19 protein-coding genes are annotated in these 23486 nt (G+C 63.4%); 13 read left to right on the top strand and 6 right to left on the bottom strand.

Annotation, left to right across the window (positions count from 1 at the left end; translation table 11 throughout):
- The first annotated feature begins 109 nt into the window (after nt 1-109).
- The 6 genes from B0G80_RS19130 (at nt 110) to B0G80_RS19095 (ending at nt 9166) form a co-directional block, all read left to right on the top strand.
- A complete protein-coding gene (locus B0G80_RS19130; protein WP_116119762.1) occupies nt 110-4300 on the top strand; it encodes a YhdP family protein in 4191 nt (1396 codons plus the stop codon).
- Between the two features lie 129 nt (nt 4301-4429).
- Complete coding sequence (locus tag B0G80_RS19125; protein WP_116119760.1) at nt 4430-5281, top strand: carbon-nitrogen hydrolase family protein; 852 nt, start codon at nt 4430-4432, stop codon at nt 5279-5281.
- A gap of 102 nt (nt 5282-5383) precedes the next feature.
- A complete protein-coding gene (gene tldD / locus B0G80_RS19120) occupies nt 5384-6850 on the top strand; it encodes a metalloprotease TldD (RefSeq protein ID WP_106284500.1) in 1467 nt (488 codons plus the stop codon).
- Between the two features lie 377 nt (nt 6851-7227).
- A complete protein-coding gene (aroG, locus tag B0G80_RS19105) occupies nt 7228-8301 on the top strand; it encodes a 3-deoxy-7-phosphoheptulonate synthase AroG (protein ID WP_012431785.1) in 1074 nt (357 codons plus the stop codon).
- A 191-nt stretch (nt 8302-8492) separates the two neighbouring features.
- Nucleotides 8493-8831, top strand: a complete 339-nt coding sequence (locus tag B0G80_RS19100; RefSeq protein WP_116119010.1) for a type II toxin-antitoxin system RelE/ParE family toxin — start codon at nt 8493-8495, stop codon at nt 8829-8831.
- 2 nt (nt 8832-8833) lie between these two features.
- The gene (locus tag B0G80_RS19095; RefSeq protein WP_091796681.1) at nt 8834-9166 is read left to right on the top strand and encodes a helix-turn-helix domain-containing protein; all 333 of its coding nucleotides are present in this window, start codon (nt 8834-8836) and stop codon (nt 9164-9166) included.
- Nucleotides 9167-9241: 75 nt separating this feature from the next.
- On the opposite strand, the gene B0G80_RS19090 is transcribed toward B0G80_RS19095, so the two are convergent.
- Entirely contained in the window at nt 9242-9796 is a 555-nt protein-coding gene (locus B0G80_RS19090) for a cob(I)yrinic acid a,c-diamide adenosyltransferase (RefSeq protein ID WP_106284502.1), read from the bottom strand.
- A gap of 213 nt (nt 9797-10009) precedes the next feature.
- Between B0G80_RS19090 and B0G80_RS19085 the strand changes: the two genes are divergently transcribed.
- The 6 genes from B0G80_RS19085 to proC all read left to right on the top strand — a co-directional run bounded on the left by B0G80_RS19085 (nt 10010) and on the right by proC (nt 17080).
- Nucleotides 10010-11425 carry an FAD-linked oxidase C-terminal domain-containing protein gene (locus B0G80_RS19085; RefSeq protein WP_106284503.1) on the top strand — a complete coding sequence of 472 codons (1416 nt, stop codon included), beginning with the start codon at nt 10010-10012 and terminating at the stop codon, nt 11423-11425.
- A 71-nt stretch (nt 11426-11496) separates the two neighbouring features.
- Nucleotides 11497-12990, top strand: coding sequence for an FAD-linked oxidase C-terminal domain-containing protein (locus tag B0G80_RS19080; RefSeq protein WP_116119009.1), 1494 nt, complete (start codon nt 11497-11499; stop codon nt 12988-12990).
- 151 nt (nt 12991-13141) lie between these two features.
- Nucleotides 13142-14230 carry a glycolate oxidase subunit GlcE gene (glcE, locus tag B0G80_RS19075; RefSeq protein ID WP_106284505.1) on the top strand — a complete coding sequence of 363 codons (1089 nt, stop codon included), beginning with the start codon at nt 13142-13144 and terminating at the stop codon, nt 14228-14230.
- An 8-nt stretch (nt 14231-14238) separates the two neighbouring features.
- A complete protein-coding gene (gene glcF / locus B0G80_RS19070) occupies nt 14239-15465 on the top strand; it encodes a glycolate oxidase subunit GlcF (protein ID WP_106284506.1) in 1227 nt (408 codons plus the stop codon).
- 37 nt (nt 15466-15502) lie between these two features.
- Nucleotides 15503-16201: a YggS family pyridoxal phosphate-dependent enzyme gene (locus B0G80_RS19065; protein WP_106284507.1), complete on the top strand. Its 699-nt coding sequence runs from the start codon at nt 15503-15505 to the stop codon at nt 16199-16201.
- A 63-nt stretch (nt 16202-16264) separates the two neighbouring features.
- Entirely contained in the window at nt 16265-17080 is an 816-nt protein-coding gene (proC, locus tag B0G80_RS19060; protein ID WP_116119008.1) for a pyrroline-5-carboxylate reductase, read from the top strand.
- Between the two features lie 87 nt (nt 17081-17167).
- Here the strand turns inward: proC and ubiA are convergent, their stop codons facing one another.
- From ubiA to B0G80_RS19040, 5 genes are all read right to left on the bottom strand, one after another.
- On the bottom strand, nt 17168-18031 hold the full coding sequence (gene ubiA, locus B0G80_RS19055; protein ID WP_116119007.1) for a 4-hydroxybenzoate octaprenyltransferase: 864 nt from the start codon (nt 18029-18031) through the stop codon (nt 17168-17170).
- 206 nt (nt 18032-18237) lie between these two features.
- Nucleotides 18238-18735, bottom strand: coding sequence for a Dps family protein (locus tag B0G80_RS19050; protein WP_106284510.1), 498 nt, complete (start codon nt 18733-18735; stop codon nt 18238-18240).
- 154 nt (nt 18736-18889) lie between these two features.
- Nucleotides 18890-19048, bottom strand: a complete 159-nt coding sequence (locus B0G80_RS45910; protein ID WP_181919985.1) for a hypothetical protein — start codon at nt 19046-19048, stop codon at nt 18890-18892.
- 85 nt (nt 19049-19133) lie between these two features.
- Nucleotides 19134-20588: a catalase gene (locus B0G80_RS19045; protein WP_116119006.1), complete on the bottom strand. Its 1455-nt coding sequence runs from the start codon at nt 20586-20588 to the stop codon at nt 19134-19136.
- A gap of 395 nt (nt 20589-20983) precedes the next feature.
- Nucleotides 20984-21943, bottom strand: coding sequence for a LysR substrate-binding domain-containing protein (locus B0G80_RS19040; protein WP_106284513.1), 960 nt, complete (start codon nt 21941-21943; stop codon nt 20984-20986).
- 280 nt (nt 21944-22223) lie between these two features.
- On the opposite strand from B0G80_RS19040, the gene B0G80_RS19035 reads away from it, so the two are divergent.
- Complete coding sequence (locus B0G80_RS19035) at nt 22224-23363, top strand: IS481 family transposase (RefSeq protein ID WP_116119005.1); 1140 nt, start codon at nt 22224-22226, stop codon at nt 23361-23363.
- Nucleotides 23364-23486: the final 123 nt, after the last annotated feature.

Genomic DNA, 23486 nt, shown 5'->3' with positions numbered 1-23486 from the left:
GTCGCAAGACGGCATGCAGACAGGGTTTGCAGGAGGTCCGCCTACGCTTTCCCGTGTGTTACATTTCGTCGTTAATTCGCAAAACTACCATACGCCCACCCGCCGCAGCATGTCCGAGCGAAACGAATCCGCCGACCCGCACGAAACCGTGCAGGTCCGGCCTGTGAGCGGCAACGACCACGTCGTGCTGCGTCGGATCCTGCACGTGGTTCTCGTGCTCGCGCTCGTCCTGTACTTCATTGCGATGGGTCTGTTGCTCGGCTTGCGCTATGTGGTGCTGCCGCGCGTGGACTCATTCCGGCCGCGCATCGAAGCGACCGTTTCCGAAAAGCTGCGTACGCAATTCACCATCGGCAAGCTCGCGCCCCACTGGAGCGGCTTCCAGCCGGGCCTCGACGTCACCGACCTGGTCATCCGCGATCACGAAGGCAAAGCCGCGCTGACGATCCCGCACGCCACCGCCACGCTCTCGTGGCGCTCGCTCTGGCAGTTTCATCCCGCGCTCTCCAGTCTGATTGTCGATCAGCCGGACGTGCTGGTGTCGCGCAGCAGCGACGGCGTGCTCTCGGTGGCGGGCGTGCCGGTGCCGACGCGTCACAGCGGCAACGACACGTTATCCACCTGGTTGCTGCGTCAGCAGGCGATCGTAGTGCGCGGCGGCGCGCTGCGCTGGCGCGACGCGCAACATGACGCGCCCGAGCTGGCGCTGCGCGACATCCGTATTGCGATCCTCAATGACGGCTACGATCACCGGCTCGCGCTGCAGGCACCTGCCGACGGCCAGGTCCTGCACGGCCCGCTCGATTTCCGCACGCGCTTCAGACACGCGCCACTCTCCGCGATCGGCAAGCCGATCAACTGGACCGGCCAGGTGTACGTCTCGACTGGCCCGGTCGATCTGCCGACGCTCGCGCGCTACGTCAATTTCCCGATCGAGACGTTTGCCGGCCGTATCGACAACGCCATCTGGATCGACTTCGCCGAGGGCCGCATGACGTCGGCGGGCGGCCAACTTGCCGGCACCGACGTCGCCCTGCGAGTGCGGCCGACCCAGCCGAAGCTGCTGGTGCCGGTCGCCAATTTTTCGTGGCGTCTCGAAGCCGACCAGAGCGACTACAAACTGCAACTGACCGATCTGCGTGCCGAACTCGGCCAGCCGCCGCTCGACGACGGCACGCCGCTCACCCGCACGCTCGCGTTCGCCACGCTCAATGGGCGCTACCGGACCGCCTCGCAGCAGCACGGGCAACTCGTCAGCGTGAACGGCGACCGCGTCGACCTGGGCATCCTCGCCGAATTCAGCCGCGCGTTGCCGCTGCCGCGACGCCTGCTGAACAATCTCGTGCGTTTCAGTCCGCGCGGTCTGGTCGCCAATTATGTGATCGAAGTCGAGCGCGGCAAGCCGGAATCCGGCGAAGCAGGCAGCGACCGTTACCCGAGCGGCGCCGAACCGATCGAGCATTATCGTTTCAAGGGCGATCTACAGGGCATCAGCGTCGCCGCTCAGGAACCGCCGCCGGGGCTCACGCTGCGGAACCACCCGCGCGCAGGCATTCCCGGCATCGAGAATCTATGGGGCAAGGTGGATGCCGACGAGACCCGCGGTACCGCTCTGCTCGACACCTCCAATGTCGCCATCACCCTGCCGGGCGTGTTCGACGATCCGCGGCTGAAGCTCGACTATCTGCATGGCCGCGCCGACTGGACCATCACGCCGAAGAAGCCGGGCGAAAACCGCCCGGCCTTCACCGTGAAGCTGGCCGATTTCGGCGTCTCGAACGCCGACGTCGCGGCCACCGCCTCCGCCGACTACAGCAATCCCGGCCACGGACGCGGCTCGCTCGATCTGAAAGCCGACTTCCAGCGCGCACAGGTGGCACGTATCGTCCGCTATCTGCCCACCAGCATTAGCGAGAAGCTGCGCATCTATCTCGGCCACGGCTTGCAGGCCGGTATGTCACACGGCGCGACTATCGAGATTCACGGCGATCTGACCAAGTTCCCCTACTCGCGCGATCCGGACGCCGGGCTGTTCCATATCGTTGCGCCGTTCAAGGGCGGCAAGTTCGATCCGACGCCTTTCCCGCCGCGCAAGATGAGGAATGGCACGCCGAACGTGTGGCCGGCGTTCGACGGCATCGACGGCGTGTTCGAACTCAAGCAGAACGTGCTGCGCTTCGACATCGACCGGGCGCATTACAAGCAGGTCGCGCTGATGGGCGTCAGCGGCAGGATCGACGATCTCGGCACCAGAGCGTCGAGCCTCGTCATCAAGGGCGATGCCCACGGCCCGCTCGCCGACATGCTCGACTATGTGAACGCCAGTTCGCTCGGCATCATGGCGAAGCATGAAACCGAAAAGGTGCGCGCCGAAGGGCCGGCGTCTCTGGCGCTGCAGCTCACGGTGCCGCGCACGCCGAAGCCGCACGTTGCCGTGGAGGGCGCGGTCGGCTTCCAGAACAACCGCTTGAGCGTCGACAATGCGCCGCCGCTGTCGCAACTCAAGGGGAAGGTGCATTTCACCGAGCACACGGCACAGGTGGACCGGCTCTCCGGGCAATTCCTCGGCGGCGACTTGCATGCGAACGGCGGCTTGAAGCAGGACGGCACCTATGCGCTCGACCTGGGCGGCCATATCGCCGTCGACGCGGCGCGCGGCCTCAACCTGCATGGCCCGGCCGCGCAGGTACTGACGCGCATGAGCGGCAGCGCGCCTTACGCGCTCAACGTGCGCGGCGCCAAAGGACGGCTGCCCGAAGTCAGAGCAAACTCCGATCTGACCGGCCTCGCGCTGGACTTCCCCGCGCCGTTCAACAAGCCGGTCGGCACGCCGATGCCGCTGCGTTTCGCCGTCAGCCCGTCCGCCACGCCGGGCGAAGCGGGACTGCAGCGCGCCGATCTCACTTTCGGCCCGGTCGCCGCTACCTATCTGCTGCGTTATCAGCCAAAAACCGCACCGACAGTCGTGCGCGGCGCGGTCGGCGTCAACAAACCGGCCGACTTGCCGTCCGAAGGCGTGATCGCCGCCGTCGATCTGGACACATTCGATGCGGACGCCTGGCGCGCGTTGATCGCACAGATGCGCAGTAAAGAAGCGCCCGCCCCCGCTGCGGCGACGCCGGTCGCGCCGAACCCGACCGTCACACAATTCCTGCCGAGCCGCTTCGCGCTGCACGTCGGCACGTTGACGCTGCTCAAGCGCCACTGGGACAGCGTGATCGTCGGCGCGTCGCATGCGGACCGCACGTGGCAGGCGAACATCGCTTCGAACCAGGTGTCGGGCCACGTGTCGTGGCTGCCGGGCGCGACGAAAGATTCGCCAGGCACGCTGCAGGCGCGCTTCGCCCGCCTGGTGATTCCGTCGGCCACCGACAAGGACCTGCTCGGCCAGGCGATCTCGGCGCCGGCGCAGAACATGCCGTCTATCGATCTGGTGGTCAACGAGTTGATCGTGCGCGACCGCAACATCGGCCGCCTCGAAGTCGACGCGCACAACTTCGACGAAGACGGCGTGCCGGTCTGGCAACTCGACAAGCTCGACATCACGAACTCCGCCGCGACGCTCACCGCCACTGCGAACTGGCGCACTTCGACCGAACTCGGCAACAGCGCCGGTGAAGCCACGCCGCGCCGCACCGTGTTCGATTTCAAGCTCGACATCAAGGACGCCGGCGCGTTGCTCGAGCGCTTCGGTCAACCGCGCACGCTCAAGGCAGGCGCCGGCTCGCTGTCGGGCAAGGTGGTGTGGCAAGGCGGCCCGACCAGGATCGACTATCCGACCTTCAACGGCAATCTGGCCGTCGATCTGCGCCACGGTCAGATTCTCAAGGTCGATCCAGGCGTCGCCAAGCTGCTGGGCGTGCTCAGCCTGCAAAGCCTCGCTCGCTTCGCGACGCTGAATTTCCACGACGTGATCGGCGAAGGCTTGCCGTTCGAACATGTCACCGGCACCGCGCAGATTCGCAACGGCATTGGCCGCACCGAGAACTTCGAGTTGGTGACCGCGCCGGCGCGCGCCGAGATGAAAGGCTCGGTCGATCTCGCTCAGGAGACCCAGGATCTGCGCGTGCATGTCGTACCGACCATCAGCGCCGGCGCCGGCGTGATCGCCGCGGCGGTCATCAATCCGCTGCTCGGACTGGGCGCGCTGGTGGCCGATGTTGCCTTTAGCCAGACCGTCTCGCATGCGTTCGCGCGCGACTACGCCATCACCGGTTCGTGGTCGAAACCGCACGTTGAGCGGGTGAAGAGCGATCGCGGTAAGATGGACGCTCCGGCTTCGACCGTGGAGGCGAACTGAGCCTGTATCCGGCCCTTTGTTTGGTCGGACGGGCGCCGTGGCGCGCCGGCAGCCCTAGCCAGCCTTGAACGACGTATGCGGCGTCAGCGGTTCGCGCCGCCGTCTTGCCGGGAGTTTTTCGAAACGCTCATGAGCGAAACACACGTCTCTTCAACCGTCTCCAGCGGTTCTCTGGAAAGCGCTTTCCGGGTCGCGGCGCTGCAAATGGTGAGCACACCGGATCGCGAGCGCAATCTGGCCAAAGCCGGGCGCCTCATCGCCGAAGCCGCCGCCGACGGTGCGCAACTCGTCCTGCTGCCTGAATACTTCTGCTTCATGGGCTTCAAGGACACGGACAAGCTGGCCGTGCGCGAGCCCTATCAGGACGGTCCCATCCAGCGCTTTCTCGCCGACGCCGCGCGCCGCCACCAGGTCTGGGTGATCGGCGGCACGCTGCCGTTGATGTCGCCCGAAGCCTCGCGCGTGCTGAACACCACGCTGGTGTTCGACCCGCAGGGCAACGAGGCCGCGCGTTACGACAAGATCCATCTGTTCAACTTCGAAAAGGGCGAGGAATCGTTTGACGAGGCGCGCACCATCTGCCCCGGCGGCGAGGTCCGCACCTTCGAGGCGCCGTTCGGCCGCGTCGGTCTGTCGGTCTGCTACGATCTGCGCTTTCCGGAGCTGTACCGGCGCATGGGCGACTGCGCGCTGATCGTGGTGCCGTCGGCGTTCACTTACACCACCGGCCGCGCGCACTGGGAGATGCTGCTGCGCGCCCGCGCGGTCGAAAACCAGTGTTACGTGCTGGCCGCGGCGCAAGGTGGCAAACATGAAAATGGCCGCCGCACGTGGGGTCATAGCATGCTGATCGACCCATGGGGCGAAATCGTCGCGGTGCGCGACGAGGGTGCAGGCGTGGTCGCCGGCAATCTCGAGCGTGCGCGGATCGACGAAGTGCGACAGAGTTTGCCCGCCTGGCGTCATCGCGTGCTCAGTTGATCCAACCTTTCGCGTGACATTGAAACTGCGGCGCCTCCGACTCATATAGTGTGTGAGAGAGGCGCTAACCGAATCCTTCGTATCGAGCAGAACATACTTCGCATGAACATCATCGAACCCGGTATCCGTAATCTCGCCACCGCCAAGGACATCCTCCTGACGCCCTACGGTCTCGACGAAGCCCTGCTCACCCGCACGCTCGCCGAAATCTTCACGCACAAGATCGATTACGCGGACCTGTACTTCCAGTACACGCGCAGCGAAGCGTGGAGTCTCGAAGAAGGCATTGTGAAATCCGGCAGCTTCAGCATCGACCAGGGCGTCGGTGTGCGCGCCGTGTCGGGCGACCGCACGGCTTTCGCCTATTCGGACGACCTGTCGCCCGAAGCGATCCGCCAGGCGGCCATCGCCACGCGCGCGATCGGCAAGGCTGGCGGCGGCAAGCAGAAGATCAAGGTGGCGTCGTCGCTGACCGGCATTGCGGGACGCGATCTGTACCTGCCCGCCGATCCGCTGCATTCGCTCGACGCAACCGCGAAGGTCAAACTGCTCGAGCGCATCGAAAAGATGGCGCGCGGCCGCGATCCGCGCATCCAGCAAGTCATGGCCGGCCTCGCCGGTGAATACGACGTGGTGCTGGTCGCGCGCAGCGACGGCGGCTTCGCGGCCGATATTCGTCCGCTCGTGCGCGTGTCGGTCACCGTGATCGCCGAACAGAACGGCCGCCGCGAAATCGGCAGCGGCGGCGGCGGTGGCCGCTTCGACTACGGCTATTTCACCGACGACATACTGTCGGGCTATGTCGACGACGCAGTCCATGCGGCGCTGGTGAACCTCGACGCTCGGCCGGCTCCGGCCGGCGCGATGACCGTCGTGCTTGGACCGGGCTGGCCCGGCGTGCTGCTGCACGAGGCGATCGGTCACGGTCTGGAAGGCGACTTCAACCGCAAGGGTTCGTCGGCATTCGCGGGGCGCATCGGCGAACAGGTCGCCGCCAAGGGCGTCACCGTGGTGGACGACGGAACGCTGCCGAATCGCCGCGGCTCCCTCAATATCGACGACGAAGGCAATCCGACCCAGTGCACCACGCTGATCGAAGACGGCATTCTGAAGGGCTACATCCAGGACACGCTGAACGCGCGTCTGATGAAGATGCCGGTCACGGGCAATGCTCGGCGTGAATCCTACGCGGCATTGCCGATGCCGCGCATGACCAACACGTACATGCTGAACGGCGACAAGGACCCGCAGGAAATCCTCGCCTCCGTGAAGAACGGTCTGTATGCGGTGAACTTCGGCGGCGGCCAGGTCGACATCACCAACGGCAAGTTCGTGTTCTCGGCCTCCGAGGCGTACATGATCGAAAACGGCAAGGTCACGTACCCGGTGAAGGGCGCGACGCTGATCGGCAGCGGCCCGGAGTCGCTGAAATACGTGACCATGATCGGCAACGACATGAAGCTCGATTCGGGCGTCGGCGTGTGCGGCAAGGAAGGCCAAAGCGTGCCGGTGGGCGTCGGTCAACCTACGTTGCGCATCGAGAAAATGACCGTGGGCGGCACCGCCTGAATTCGCAGCAAACGCATACTTCGTGCATACATCGCGCGAAGTATGCGGATTTTCCGCATTTTTGCACCCTACAGGTTGCAAGCGCCGCCTGCCCGGGTTATAAAGTCACTCACCCTTTTTGACCTGCGACCTCATTCGTCATGTCCGCCAAGTTTTATTTTTACTTTTTTTGGCATCTCAGACCGCTGGCGGATCGAGAGGGGTGTTAGTGCACGCAGGACACCGAGAATTCCCGAAAAACCGCCAGCCAGCCTGGCGGTTTTTTTTCGCCTCATGCCTTAGAAACTTTAATTTGATGATCGTGCGCTCTGGCATTGCTACTTCATCGCAAACCTGATTGCCCGCGCGAACACGCTACGAACCGATTGGAGAACAAGATGCCCCCGCACAACACCGACGATGTCCGCATCCGCGAATTGAAAGAACTCACGCCGCCGGCTCACCTGATCCGTGAATTCGCTTGCGACGAAACGGTGTCCGACGTGATCTACAACTCGCGCACCGCGATGCATCGCATTCTGCATGGCATGGAAGACCGGCTGATCGTGATCATCGGACCGTGCTCGATCCACGACACGAAAGCGGCGATGGAATATGCGGGGCGTCTGATCGAGCAGCGCAAGCGCTTCGCCGGCGAGCTCGAAATCGTGATGCGCGTGTACTTCGAAAAGCCGCGCACTACCGTGGGCTGGAAAGGTCTCATCAACGACCCGCACATGGACAACAGCTTCAAGATCAACGACGGCCTGCGCACCGCGCGCGAGCTGCTGCTGCGCATCAACGAACTCGGCCTGCCGGCCGGCACGGAATACCTCGACATGATCAGCCCGCAGTACATTGCCGATCTGATCTCGTGGGGCGCGATCGGCGCGCGCACCACCGAATCGCAAGTGCATCGCGAACTGGCTTCGGGCCTGTCGTGCCCGGTCGGCTTCAAGAACGGCACGGACGGCAATGTGAAGATCGCCGTCGACGCAATCAAGGCCGCTTCGCAGCCGCACCATTTCCTGTCGGTCACCAAGGGCGGCCACTCGGCGATCGTCTCGACCGCGGGCAATGAGGATTGCCACATCATTCTGCGTGGCGGCAAGACGCCGAACTACGACGCGGACAGCGTCAACGCCGCGTGCGCTGACATCGGCAAGGCAGGCCTTGCCGCGCGTTTGATGATCGACGCGAGCCACGCGAACAGCTCGAAGAAGCACGAGAACCAGATTCCGGTGTGCGCGGATATCGGCCGCCAGATTGCTTCGGGCGACGAACGGATTGTCGGCGTGATGGTGGAATCGCATCTGGTGGCGGGCCGCCAGGATCTGCAGGAAGGCTGCGCGCTGACGTACGGCCAGAGCATCACTGACGCGTGCATCGGCTGGGACGAAAGCGTTGCCGTACTCGAAGGCCTCGCCGACGCGGTCAAGCAACGCCGTGTGGCACGCGGCAGCGGCAACTAAAAGCCCGCGTTGATTGCGGCAGTGGATACACCGGAAAACCCGGCTCGATGGATGAGCCGGGTTTTTTGTTAGCCGAACGGACGAATGGTGCTCCTTTAACCGCCTCTGTACCGTAACAACTCATGGCCGGGTCGAATACGACTTGACCGGGGTGAATGTTACGTATAAGATTTTGTACATGAAAGGTGGCTATGGAGCAGGAAAAAGAAGTTCGCTGGCTAGGCTCCAGCTATCACGATTTACTCGCCTTTCCCGAAGAGATGCGCCGTCAAGCCGGGTTCCAACTCGGCAAGATTCAGGCAGGCCTCGACCCAGACGACTGGAAACCGTTTGACTCGATCGGCCCCGGAACGCGCGAGATTCGCCTCAGGGAAGCAGACGGTATTTTTCGCGTCATGTACGTGACCAAGTTTGTGGAAGCGCTGTATGTGCTGCATTGCTTCCAGAAGAAAACGCAAAAGCTGGGTCCGCACGACAGGAAGATCGCCGAAACGCGGTATCGCGCCATCATTAACGATAGGAAAACTTAACAATGACGATCGACACCAAAATTCGTCACGTCACCAGGCCGGGCGCCAATCTGTTCCTCGAACTCGGCTTTTCCGCTGAAGAGGCCAAGCGTCTGCACGCCGCGTCGCAAAAGCAGATCAACGACACGCGGCTGCTCAAGGAACAGCTCATGACGGAACTGTCCACGTGGATTGAGCAGCATCATCTCAAGCAGGCCGAGGCGGCCGAGATTCTGATGGTGTCGCGCCCGCGCGTGTCCGACGTGGTCAACAAGAAGACGACCAAGTTCACCATCGACACGCTGGTGGAAATGATGAGCCGGATCGGCAAGCCGGTCACGCTGGCGGTCGGCTAACGTGTCGGACTCGTCACGCGCGTGACGCTGCATGCGTCATCGCGCGGTCATACGTGTATTGCCACCGGCAGGTCTTTAGCCAGCGTTACGCTCGTGTTGCCAGAGCACGTCGGTGCCGCCGTCCGCACGATTGAGCACGCGCGCGAGCACGAACAGCAGATCGGAAAGCCGGTTCACATACTGACGCGGCGCGGCGTTGATGGTCTCGTGCTCACCCAGCGCGACAATCGCCCGTTCGGCACGGCGGCATACGGTGCGGCACACGTGCGCGAGCGAGGCCGCGCGCGAGCCGCCGGGCAGAATAAACTCCTTCAGCGGCGGCAGAGCCGCGTTGTAGTCGGCAAGCCAGTCGTCGAGTTGGGCGAGTTGCCGGTCGGTGATCATCGTGTGGCCAGGAATGCACAGTTCGCCGCCAAGGTCGAACAGATCATGCTGGATCGCTAAGAGCGCTGCCCGCACGTTGTCCGGCAAGCTTTCACACAGCAGCACGCCGAGGTTCGAGTTCAGTTCGTCCACGTCGCCGATCGCGGCAATGCGCGCGCTGTCTTTGCGCACACGGCTGCCGTCGCCGAGACCGGTGGTGCCGTCGTCGCCCGTGCGGGTCGCGATCTTGCTCAAACGGTTGCCCATGCTCTCTCCCATGCATTCAGTGACGATGCGCCACGCAATCCGCCATGGCCCGAAGCAGCCTATCGAAGCACCGCGTTTATCCATATTGCGCGCATCATGAAGTCGCCGCCATTATAGAAGCGCGGGCCGGCTGCAACGCCGGCCCGCGGGCGATCGGCGTAAAATGAAACACATGCTGCAAACCAGCACCGCCCCAAATATTAGGAGACATGTGTGAATCATCCCGTGCCGCCGGCCCCGCTGCGCCGACCGTTTCCCGCCGAGCTGCTCAACGCGCTCAAAGCCGTCTTTGCCGATCGCGTGTCCGTATCCGAAGCCGTGCGCACCCATCATGGCCGCGACGAATCGCCGTTCGACCCGCAACTGCCAGACGCCGTCGTCTTCGCGCGTACAACCGAAGACGTGCAAACCGTCGTCAAACTGTGCGGCCAGTACAACGTGCCGATCATCCCTTACGGCAACGGTTCGTCGCTCGAAGGGCATCTGCTCGCCGTGCAAGGCGGCGTCTCGATCGATCTGTCGGAAATGAACCGGGTGTTGTCGATCAACGCCGAAGACCTGACCGTCACGGTCGAGCCCGGCATCTCGCGCAAGCAGTTGAACGAAGCTTTGCGCGACACGGGCCTGTTCTTCCCGATCGACCCGGGCGCAGACGCGAGCATCGGCGGCATGTCGGCCACGCGCGCGTCGGGCACCAACGCCGTGCGTTACGGCACGATGCGCGAGAACGTGCTTGGGCTGACCGTGGTGCTGGCCGACGGCCGCGTGATCAAAACCGGTACGCGCGCGCGCAAATCGTCCGCGGGTTACGACCTCACGCGCATGTTCGTCGGCTCGGAAGGCACGCTCGGCGTGATCACGGAAATCACCGTGCGCCTGTATCCGCAACCCGAAGCGGTGTCGGCGGCGGTGTGCGCGTTCCCGTCCATGGGCGCCGCGGTGCGCGCGGTGATTGAAACGATCCAGATGGGTGTACCGGTTGCGCGCGTCGAGTTCGTCGATTCGCTCGCCATCCGTTCGATCAATCGCCACTCGAATCTGACGCTGCGTGAAGCGCCCACGCTGTTCTTCGAATTCCATGGCACCGAGGCCGGCGTGAAAGAGCAAGCGGAACTGGTCCAGGAAATCGCCGCGCAGAATGCCGGCGAAGGCTTCGAATGGGCGACCCGTCCGGAAGATCGCAGCCGTCTGTGGAACGCGCGCCACAACGCCTATTTCGCCATGCTGCAACTGAAGCCCGGCTGCCGCGCGGTCACCACCGACGTCTGCGTGCCGATCTCGCGCCTCGCGGAATGCGTGGAGGAAACGGAACAGGATCTGAAAGCGTCGCCGCTGCCCTGCCCGATCGTCGGCCACGTGGGCGACGGCAACTTCCACGTCGCGATCCTGATCGATCCCAACAAACCGGAAGAACTCGTCGAAGCCGAACGTCTGAACCATCGTATCGTGCAGCGCGCGCTGCGCATGGACGGCACCTGCACGGGCGAGCATGGCGTCGGCCTGCACAAGATGGGCTTCCTGCTCGAAGAGCACGGTGAAGTCGCGGTCGATACCATGCGCTCCATCAAACACGCACTCGATCCGCGCAATCTGATGAACCCGGGCAAGATCTTCACCTGGGCGGCATGACCCGTATTCAGGCGCGGCGGCGCTAGAAAGCCAGCCGCGTCGGACTTGAAGGGCACGAGGAGACAAGTCACATGAACGCACCCGCTGAACTGACGGCCGAAGTACTCGCCCAGCGCCAGCGCGAAGTCGTGCAGGCGTTGATGGCTGTACTGCCGACCCATTGTTTGCTGTTTCGCGAAGAAGACACCGTCGCCTACGAATGCGACGGCCTCGCTGCTTACCGGCGTCTGCCGCTTGCGGTCGCGTTGCCGGAGACGGAATCGCAGGTGCAGCGCATCGTTCAGATCTGCCACCGTCTCGACGTGCCGATCGTGCCGCGTGGCGCGGGCACCGGGCTGTCCGGCGGCGCCATGCCGATCCGTCACGGCGTGGTGGTATCGCTCGCGCGCTTTCGCAAGATCGTCGAAGTCGATTCATACGCGCGGACCGCCACGGTGCAACCGGGTGTGCGCAATCTGTCTATCTCCGAGGCCGCCGCGCCTTACGGTTTGTATTACGCGCCGGACCCATCGTCGCAGATCGCCTGCACGATCGGCGGCAATGTCTCGGAGAATTCCGGCGGCGTTCACTGCCTCAAATACGGTCTCACGGTGCATAACGTGCTGCGCGTGCGCGCCGTCACCATGGAAGGCGAGATCGTCGAGTTCGGCTCGCTCGGCCCCGATGCGCCCGGTCTCGATCTGCTGGCCGTGCTGATCGGCAGCGAAGGCATGTTTGCGATCGTCACCGAAGTCACGGTCAAGCTGATCCCGAAGCCGCAAACGGCGCAGGTCATCATGGCCAGTTTCGACGACGTCGTGAAAGGCGGCGACGCGGTCGCCGGCATCATTGCGGCGGGCATCATCCCTGCCGGTCTGGAGATGATGGACAAGCCGGCCACGCGCGCCGTCGAGGAATTTGTCCACGCGGGCTACGATCTCGACGCGGCGGCGATCCTGCTGTGCGAATCGGACGGCACGCCCGAAGAAGTCGCGGATGAAATCGTGCGCATGACTGCTGTGCTGCGTGAGCAGGGCGCCACCCGCATCCAGATTTCCCGCTCGGAGAACGAACGGCTGCGCTTCTGGTCGGGGCGCAAGAACGCATTCCCCGCCGCCGGCCGCATTTCACCCGACTATTACTGCATGGACGGCACCGTGCCGCGCCGCAGTATCGGGCCGCTGCTGGCGCGCATCGAGGCGATGGAGAAGACCTACAACCTGCGCTGTATCAACGTCTTCCACGCGGGAGACGGCAACATGCATCCGCTGATCCTGTTCAACGGCAACGACCTGGACGAGTGGCACCGGGCAGAAGCGTTCGGTTCCGACATCCTCGAAGCGTGCGTCGAACTGGGCGGCACGGTGACCGGCGAGCACGGCGTGGGCATCGAGAAGATCAATTCGATGTGCGTGCAGTTTTCGCCGGAAGAGCGGGATACCTTCCACGCGGTCAAGCGAGCCTTCGACGCGCCCGGTCTGCTCAACCCCGACAAAGGTATTCCCACGCGAGCGCGTTGCGCCGAGTACGGCAAGATGCATGTGCGTGGCGGCGTGCTGCCGCATCCTGAGCTGCCGCGGTTCTAACGCAGTACAGGTTCCGCCCACGCATCGCGCATAAGCCGCGTGGGCGCCGCTTTTCCTGCTCTCACCCTGATTACCCGATGCGGGTCCGCTCCTGGTTGCCAGCCAGCCCCTGCCCGGTACAATCAAACGAAACACAACGAAGCAGGACACCATGGAAGAGGACGACATCGTCGCCGTGTGGTCGGAGCGTGTGCGTTCGGCCAGCGCCGAGGGGCGCGCGTTGCGCATCCGTGGCGGCGGCACCAAAGACTGGTACGGTCAGACGCTGGAAGGTGACATCCTCGACACGCGCGCTTATCGCGGCATCATTGCGTACGATCCGGCGGAGCTGGTCATCACCGCGCGCGCGGGCACGCCCCTGCTGGAGATCGAAGCCGCGCTCGCCGAGCATCATCAGATGCTCGCCTTCGAACCGCCGCACTTCGGGGCGCAGGCCACCTTCGGCGGCTGCATCGCGGCGGGCATCGCCGGTCCGCGCCGCCCGTCGGCCGGCGCGGCGCGCGACTTCGTGCTCGGCGCCGTGATCATGAACGGTCAGGGCCAGAAGCTGCATTTCGGCGGTCAGGTGGTGAAGAACGTCGCCGGCTATGACGTCTCGCGGCTGATGGCCGGCTCGCTCGGCACGCTGGGATTGATCCTCGAACTGTCGATCAAGGTGTTGCCGCTGCCGCAGGCGGAAGCCACGCTCAAATTCGACATGAACGGCACCGACGCGGTCCGTAAGCTCAACGAATGGGGCGGCCGGCCGCTGCCGATTACCGCAAGCGCGTGGCGTCATGGCACGCTGGTCTTGCGCCTTGCCGGCGCCGAGGCCGCGGTCAAGTCGGCGAAAATGGCGCTCGGCGGCGAGGTGGTCGATGCCGTCGAAGCCGAACGCTTCTGGGCCGGCCTGCGCGAACAGACCGACTCGTTCTTCGCCGCCATCCCGCCGCGGTCCGCGCTGTGGCGCCTTGCGCTGCCTTCAATTACGGAGCCGCTGCAATTGCCCGGTGCGCAACTCATGGAATGGGGCGGCGGCCAGCGCTGGTGGATCACCGACACCGACGCGCAAACCGTGCGCATCAGCGCCAAACAGGCCGGCGGCCACGCCACGATCTTCCGCACCGGCCACGGCTACGATCGCGGCGCGGGCGTGTTCACCCCTCTTCCCGCGCCGCTGATGAAAATCCATCGCGGCCTGAAAACCGCTTTCGACCCGGCCCGCATCTTCAATCGCGGTCGTCTCTATCCCGACTTCTGAGCGACGCGATGCAAACCAACCTCGCGGACTTCATTCGCAACACGCCCGATGGCGACGAAGCCGACGGCATCCTGCGCAATTGCGTGCATTGCGGTTTCTGCACGGCCACCTGCCCGACCTATCAGATACTCGGCGACGAACTCGACGGCCCACGCGGACGCATCTATCTGATCAAGCAGATGGTCGAAGGCGCGCCGGTCACGCGCAGCACGCAAGTCCATCTCGACCGCTGCCTGACCTGCCGCAATTGCGAATCGACCTGCCCATCCGGCGTGCAATATGGCCGGCTGGTGGAAATCGGCCGCAAGCTCACCGAAGAGAAAGTCACGCGCCCGCTCGGTCAACGGCTGGTGCGCCGGATGCTCGCGAGCTTCGTGCCGAACAGCGCGCTGTTCACGCCGACCATGCGGATCGGCCAGCACTTTCGTCCGTTGCTGCCCAAGAAGTTGCGCGACAAGGTGCCCGCGCGGCAGCGTCCGCTCGAATGGCCGACGGCGAAACATCCGCGCAAGATGCTGATGCTGGCCGGTTGCGTGCAACCGTCGATGATGCCGAACGTGAACATCGCCACCGCGCGCGTATTCGACGCGCTCGGCGTGGAAACGCTGATCGCGCCGGATGCCGGCTGCTGCGGCGCGATCCGTCTGCATCTGGGCTACAACGACGAGGCGCTCGACGACCTGCGCGCCAACATCGACGCATGGTGGCCCTACGTCGAACAGGGCGTGGAAGCGATCGTGATGAACGCGTCCGGCTGCGGCGCGACGGTCAAGGAATACGCGCACCTGTTGCGGCACGATCCGGCGTATGCGGAAAAGGCCCGCCGCGTGGTGGAATTGACGCGCGACGTCGCGGAGATCCTGCCGGAGTTCGAAGAAGCTTTGGTCTCGGTCACGCGCCGCCGCTCGGTTCATACGGTGGCGTTTCATCCGCCCTGCACCTTGCAGCATGGCCAGCAGATTCGCGGCAAGGTCGAGCATCTGCTGACCGCGCTGGGCGTCGAGGTGCGCCTGCCCGCCGACAGTCACCTATGCTGCGGCTCGGCCGGCACCTATTCACTGACGCAGCCCAAGCTCTCGTACGCGCTGCGCGATCAGAAGCTCGATCGGTTACAGGCGCAGGAGCCGCAGGTGATCGTGTCGGCAAACGTAGGCTGCATTGCGCATCTGCAAAGCGGCACGTCGACACCGGTCGCGCATTGGATCGAACTGGTCGAGCACATGCTGTCCGTATAATCGGCTAATCGACTTTCGCTGGACTTCCAGTTCCGACATGCCCGATCTGATTCACAACCTCGAGGCGGTGCAGCAGCGCATCGCCATGGCCGCCCACGTGGCCGGACGCGATACGCGCTCGGTCCATCTGCTCGCGGTCTCCAAGACCTTCCCCGCCGAAGACGTGCGCGCCGCCTACGCGGCGGGCCAGCGTGCCTTCGGTGAAAACTACGTGCAGGAAGCGCTCACCAAGATCGAGACGCTCGCCGATCTGCGCGCCACGCTCGAATGGCATTTTATTGGTCCATTGCAATCGAACAAGACCCGACCGGTCGCCGAGCAGTTCGACTGGGTGCATTCGGTGGATCGGTTGAAGATCGCGCAGCGGCTCTCGGAGCAGCGGCCGGACAATCTGCCGCCGCTCAACGTCTGCCTGCAGGTCAACATCAGCGGCGAGGCGTCGAAGAGCGGTGTGAGCATTCCCGAGGCGGTGGAAGTCGCGCAGGCGATCGCCGCGCTGCCGAAGCTGAATTTGCGCGGCCTGATGGCGATTCCCGAGCCGGCCGGCGGCATCGACGAACAGCGTGTGCCGCATCGGCATTTGCGCGAACTGTTCGAGCGTCTGTGCAACGACGGTCTCGAACTCGACACGCTGTCCATGGGCATGTCGAGCGATCTCGAGGCTGCCGTGCTGGAAGGCGCGACGATCGTGCGCGTCGGGACCGCGATCTTCGGCGCGCGAGATTACTCTAACTGACCTTATCGGGCCTTTCAGGCTCCTTAGGCTCTCCACGTCACTCGGCACTTCATTCGGAACATCATGAAAATTGCTTTTATCGGCGGTGGCAACATGGCCGCCGCGTTGATCGGCGGCCTCATCAAGCGTGGCGTCGCGCCCGCTGACCTCTACGCAATCGACCCCAACGAAGACGCGCGCAAGCGCAATGAGCAGCAATTCGGCATCAAGACCGGCGCCGCCGCGGATGCCACGCTCGCCGCGTACGACGCCGTCGTGCTGGCGGTGAAACCGCAGATCCTGAAGAGCGTCGCCGAGGCAGTGGCGCCGCATCTGCATGCGTCGCAACTGGCCGTGAGCATCGTCGCCGGCATTCGCATGGACGACATGTCGCGCTGGCTGAATGGGCACCACCGTATCGTGCGTGTCATGCCGAATACGCCGGCGCTGATCGGCATGGGCGTGACGGGACTGGTCGCGACCGGCAGCGTCGACGAAGCGGGCCGCGCGCTCGCGTCGCAAGTGCTGGGCGCGGTCGGCGAAACCGTCTGGTTCGACGACGAAGCGAAGATCGACGCCGTCACCGCGATCTCGGGCAGCGGGCCGGCCTACGTGTTCTATTTCATCGAGGCGTTGCAGGAAGCCGCGCGCCAACTCGGCATGGACGAAGCGCAAGGCCGCGCGCTGGCGGTGGCGACCTTCACCGGCGCGGCGCAACTGGCGGCGAATTCCGACGAGCCGCCGAGTGTGTTGCGCGAACGTGTGACGTCCAAAGGCGGGACGACGGCGGCGGCGCTGGCGTCGTTCGACGCGAGCGGCGTTAAGGATGCGATCGTGCGCGGTGCGCTTGCCGCGGATGCCCGCGCGAAGGAAATGGGCGACGAGTTCGGCAAGCAGTGAGGGTGTTCGGCGGCGCCACGATTCGAGTCGGAGGTGGCGCCTGCTGAATAGCAGCGCAGAACAGGCCTCAACGCCACGCGAAAAAACTTAAAACGAGCCCGCCGCGTAATGCGCGGCGATGCCGACAAACAGCGCGCCGCCCAACCAGTTGTTATGCCGGAACGCGGCAAAGCACGCCATCCGTTCGCGATTGCGAATCAGCGTGTAGTGATAGATCGCGCAGCCGGCGGCCGCCGCCCATCCCAGCCAGTACAGCACGCCGAAGCCGAGCAGCACGCCGATCCAGACGTAAATCCCCAGCGTCGCCGCATAGCAGATCATGATCGCGGCCACGTCGAAGCGGCCGAATGTCAGCGCCGACGTGCGGATGCCGATCTTGATGTCGTCGTCACGGTCGACCATCGCGTATTCGGTGTCGTACGCCACCGACCAGAACACATTGGCCAGCAGCATCACCCACGCGAGCAGCGGCACGTGGTCCTGAATCGCGGCGAACGCCATCGGAATGCCGAAGCCGAACGCGATCCCTAAATACGCCTGCGGAATCGCGAAAAACCGCTTGGTGAACGGATACGAACCGGCGACGAAAAGCGCCGCCACGGACAACTCTTTGGTCAGCGTATTGAGCGGCAGTATCAACAGAAACGCCAGCAACGACAGTGCAGCCGCCAGCGCCACCGCTTCCCATGCCTTGATCTTGCCCGACGTAATCGGCCGATTCTCCGTGCGCTTCACGTAGCGATCGAAGTCGCGATCCGCGTAGTCGTTGATCGCGCAACCCGCCGAGCGCATCAGCACCGTGCCCACCGTGAAAATCACCAGCAGCGGCCACGTGGGATGACCGTCGGAAGCAATCCACAGCGCGTTGAGCGTCGGCCACAGCAGCAGCAGGCTGCCGATCGGCTTGTCCATGCGCACGAGGCGCAGATACAGGGGAAGTCGGGCGAACATGGGCGGATTCTGTGAAAGTGCGAAGACGGTGCGGCTATTTTACGGGATGCGGAAGGCGGGCCGCTTTCGGGCTGGCAACGCGGATAAAGCCGACGACGCTGAAAAAAACAAAGCCTCCCGCGCAGGGAGGCCTTGTTGGAGTCGCATTCAACTTTAACTTCAACTTCAACGCCGGCGCCGAAACGAGGCGCCGTACGTGCAGATACTCAAGCCAGCATGGAGCGCAGCATCCACGCGGTCTTTTCGTGCGTTTGCATGCGTTGCGTCAGCAGGTCGGCCGTCGGTTCGTCGTTGGCGGCTTCCGTCGACGGGAAAATTGCGCGCGCGGTACGCACGACAGCTTCCTGACCTTCCACCAGTTGGCGGATCATTTCTTCCGCAGCCGGCACGCCGTCCGCTTCCGGAATCGACGACAGCTTGGCGAATTCCTTGTAGCTGCCCGGTGCATGCACACCCAGCGCGCGAATCCGTTCGGCAATCGAATCGACCGCCAATGCCAGTTCGTTGTATTGCGTTTCGAACATGAGGTGCAGCGTGTTGAACATCGGACCCGTCACGTTCCAGTGGAAGTTATGGGTCTTCAAATACAGCGTGTAGGTGTCGGCGAGCAGGCGCGACAGACCTTCTGCAATCTTCTTGCGATCTTTGTCGCTGATCCCGATATTGACGTGCTGTACGGCTGCTGTGGCTTCTTTTTTGGCCATGATGACTCCTTTGAAGAGTGATACGAACCGGTCGGCAAAGTGACGGTCTGCGGATAGCAAACTCGACAGCTCGAACGCTCGACAGTTTAGCCTGGAAAACTGCTGCGTTCGTATGACGCGCGGCCACTTGCCGCGTCCACGGCGGCGGCTTCGATCAACCGCCGAGCGCGTGTTGCAGAGCCTGCGTGACGATCACGGCCACTCCGCTCGCGAAGATCGCAACGCCCACCGCCCGGCGCGCGACCCATGCATGCCGTTGCGCGCTGTTTGCGGCTGACGTGCCGCCTGACATGCTCGTCATCATCTGCATCATGATCTTGCTCCTTCGGTTCGTATCGGTACTAGCGGAACGCAAGTGCGCCCGCTCTACTGCATGACTTCAACTGCGCGATTGCTGCTTATTGCCCGCTGCGTTCCGCGAGGTCAGCCATGGCGGCGATCACGCCTTGCGCGTAAGCGGGATCGGCACGACGGAAATGCTCGAGCTGACGCGCGACGATTTCCTGCGGCACGCCGTTGATATGGCGTGCGATGTTGCCGAACAGACGCTCGCGCTGAGCCGTATCGAAGAGCGCAAACAACATACCCGGCTGCGTGTAGTAGTCGTCGTCCAGCCGATGCTCGTAGCGATCCACCGTGCCCGCCGCGAGCGGCGGTTCGGCTGCGTTGGCGTCCTGCGCGAAGTCGCCGAAGCGGCTCGGCTCGTAATTCACGTTGCCGCCGAGGTTGCCGTCGGTGCGCATCGCGCCGTCGCGATGGAACGAATGCGGGCTCGGGACGCGCGCTGCATTCACCGGAATCTGATGGTGATTGATGCCGAGTCGATAGCGCTGCGTATCGCCGTATGAGAACAGACGGCCCTGCAACAGACGGTCCGGCGAGAAGCCGATACCCGGCACCACATTGGCGGGCGTGAACGCCGCCTGCTCCACGTCGGCAAAGTAATTCTGTGCGTTGCGATTCAACTCGATCGTGCCGACGTCGATCAACGGATAGTCCTTCTGCGACCACACTTTCGTGATGTCGAACGGGTTGAAGCGATACGTGGCGGCCTCTGCTTCCGGCATCACCTGAATGGCGAAGCGCCACTTCGGGAAATTGCCCGCGTCGATGTTGCCGACCAGATCGCGTTGCGCGCTTTCGCGGTCTTGCGCAACGACTTGTGCCGCTTCGGCATCGGTGAAGTTCTCAATGCCTTGCATCGATTTGAAATGGAACTTCACCCAGAAACGCTCATTGGCGGCGTTGATAAACGAATACGTGTGCGAGCCGAAGCCGTGCATCTGACGATAATTCTGCGGAATGCCGCGGTCGCTCATCAAAATCGTCACCTGATGCAGCGATTCCGGATGACGCGACCAGAAATCCCATGCGGCGACATTGCTGCGCATGTTGGTGTACGGGTCGCGCTTTTGCGTGTGGATGAAGTCCGGAAACTTCAGCGGATCGCGGATAAAGAATACCGGCGTGTTATTGCCGACCACGTCCCAGTTGCCTTCTTCCGTGTAGAACTTGATCGAGAAACCACGTACGTCGCGTTCGGCGTCGGCTGCGCCGCGCTCGCCCGCGACCGTCGAAAAGCGCATGAAGAGCGGCGTTTCCTTGCCGACTTGCGCGAACACCTTGGCCTTCGTGTAGCGCGAGATGTCGTGCGTGACCTTCAACGTGCCGAATGCACCTGAACCTTTGGCGTGAACGCGGCGTTCCGGAATCACTTCACGATCGAAGTGGGCGAGTTTTTCGAGCAGCCAGACATCTTGCAAAACAACCGGGCCGCGCGCGCCTGCGGTCATCGAATTCTGGTTGTCGGCGACGGGTGCGCCGGCGGCACTGGTGAGCTTACGTTCGGACATGCGTGACTCCAGGTTGGCTTTTATCGAAACAGATTGTGGGGGAGCGGCGCGGCACACTGAGGCCAGAGGCTCATGCGCTAGGCGGACAAGGCCCGATCGACCAGCAGGGAAAACATGACAGTGCGCGCGCTGAGCATCGAGGCGGCAAAACGGCGCGGCGCAACGGCCGTCCGAGGGACGAGGACTTGGACTTGTCGCGGCTTGGATTGCGTCATGATTTCCTCCAGGGTCTTTGGGATCGGGCGACCCGTGGAGGAAACTATAACAATACTATCGAAATATCGTGTTTGATTAATTTTATCTATTCGATAGGCCTAACGGCTGTCGGCGCCTTGCATGGGCGCCAAGCCGGCCTCTGCGCTTACGCAGCGAGCCGGCCTTCGTGGGGCATCTGTCTAGTTGACCGCGACCGGCAAATCGAGCTTCTTGACGCCTGCCAGATCACAGGAGTTGATAGCGTCGCAAATGGCCTCGATCGCAGGCATGCGCGTGAAGCTCTTGCGCCAGGCCAGCACGACGCGGCGATCCGGCACGGGCTCGTCGAAAGCGACGTAGCTCAGCAGCCCCGAATCGATGCCGCCGGCGTGCGGCTTGACTTCATGCACCGACATGCGCGGCAGCACGGTAATGCCGACACCGCTCGCCACCATGTGGCGGATGGTTTCCAGCGAGGACCCTTCAAAGGTTTTCTGGATGCCGTCCGCGTTTTGCGAAAAGCGCATCAGTTCCGGGCAGACGCCCAGCACATGGTCGCGGAAGCAGTGACCGCTGCCGAGCAGCAGCATGGTTTCCTGCTTGAGATCGTCGGCATCGATTTTCGGGCGGTTTTCCCAGGCATGCCCGGACGGCAAGGCAACCACGAAAGGCTCGTCGTAGAGCGGGCGCAGCATCAGGCCGGTTTCCGGAAACGGCAGCGCCATGATGGCGACATCGATTTCGCCTTGCTTGAGCAGTTCGATCAGCTTGAGCGTGTAATTTTCCTGCAGCATCAAGGGCATTTGCGGGACGCGCTTGATCATCTGCTTGACGAGCGTGGGCAGCAGGTACGGCCCGATCGTGTAGATGACGCCAAGACGCAGCGGCCCGACCAGCGGGTCTTTGCCCTGTTTCGCGATTTCCTTGATGGCGAGCGTCTGTTCGAGAACGCGTTGCGCTTGCGTGACGATCTGTTCGCCGATCGGCGTGACGCTCACTTCGCTGGTGCCGCGCTCGAAGATCTGCACGTTCAGTTCGTCTTCGAGCTTTTTGATGGCCACCGACAGCGTCGGCTGGCTGACGAAACACGCTTCGGCGGCCCGGCCGAAGTGCCGCTCGCGGGCAACCGCGACGATGTATTTCAATTCGGTGAGCGTCATTAGGGGACCAATCAGTGCGGTGAGTTCGATAGGTTCTAGTTATACACCTATAGGGTCGGTTCGCCAACTGTTTGGGGTTATTTGCGCGGGGCGCTTTGGGGGTTTGGTGGGGTTTTCTTGCTGGTTGGCCTTTCCTTGCCTTGCCAGTGGTCTATTAGCGTTGCCCCTGTGCGGGGCGGCACCTACTTTCTTTGCCGCGGTGTATGGACCGGAGACATGGGTAACAGATGTGCGGAGACATGGGTAACACTCTGGGCGAGCGAATCGCCTGGAGCCGGTTATGCCCTGGAACCCGAGAGACACCATGAATCTGCGTCTGGAATTCGTTCAGCTGGCCTCGCAGGAAGGCGCCAACCGTCGTGAACTGTGCCGGCGCTTTGGCATCAGCCCGAAGACCGGCTACAAGTGGCTCGATCGCCACGCGCAGGGCGGAGGCACCGCGCTGACGGATCATTTGCGACGGCCCCGGCAGAGTCCGGCACGCACGACACCGTCGGTCGAGCGGCGCGTGGTCGAACTGCGGCGGGCGCATCCGGCCTGGGGTGGACGCAAGATCAGCCGACGTCTGTGCGATCTGGGTCACACGGACGTGCCCGCTCCCAGCACTGTGACCGATATCCTGCATCGCCACGGGTTGATCGACCCGGCCGCTTCCGACGCCGCCACGGCCTGGCAGCGCTTCGAGCATGCGCAGCCCAACGATCTCTGGCAGATGGATTTCAAGGGCTGGTTCGACCTGCAGGACGGACGGCACTGTTCACCACTGACCATGCTGGACGATCATTCGCGCTACAACGTGACACTCGATGCCTGCATCTGCACCGACACCCGGATCGTCCAGCATCATCTGGAGCGCACGTTCCGCCGCTACGGGCTGCCGCTGCGCATCAACGCGGACAACGGTTCGCCGTGGGGCAGCCCCAGCCAGCCGGGCCAGTTGACCGAACTGGCCATCTGGCTCATCCGGCTGGGCGTGCGACTGTCGCACAGCCGCGTGGCGCATCCGCAGACCAACGGCAAGGAGGAGCGGTTTCACCGCACGCTGAAGGCCGAGGTGATCGCCGGGCGCCATTTCAGGGACCTGCCCAGCGCCCAGCAGGCGTTCGATGAGTGGCGCCCGGTCTACAACCATCAACGCCCGCATCAGGCGCTGGACATGGCGACCCCGGGCACGCGCTATCGACCGAGTCCACGCGCCTACCCCGAAATCCTGCCGCCGATCGAGTACGGCGCAAACGACCACGTGCAGTGCGTGAAGTGGAACGGTGAACTACGCTTCAGGAACCGGCGATTCAAGGTATCGAACGCATTGCAGAACCTGCCCGTGGCCATCCGCGAGCGCGTCGATGAAGAGAGCTGCTACGACCTGTTTTTTGCGCATCACCGTTTCGGAACCATCAACCTGAACCAGCAGGAATGAGCGGATCATGTGTTACCCATGTCTCCGCACATCTGTTACCCATGTCTCCGGTCCATACACCGCCGCAAAGAAAGTAGGTGCCGCCCCGCACAGGGGCAACGCTAATAGACCACAAAGAAATCA

The sequence above is a fragment of the Paraburkholderia sp. BL6669N2 genome, assembly GCF_003387275.1.
Taxonomy (GTDB): domain Bacteria; phylum Pseudomonadota; class Gammaproteobacteria; order Burkholderiales; family Burkholderiaceae; genus Paraburkholderia.
This window is presented reverse-complemented; position numbering and strand designations above follow the sequence as displayed.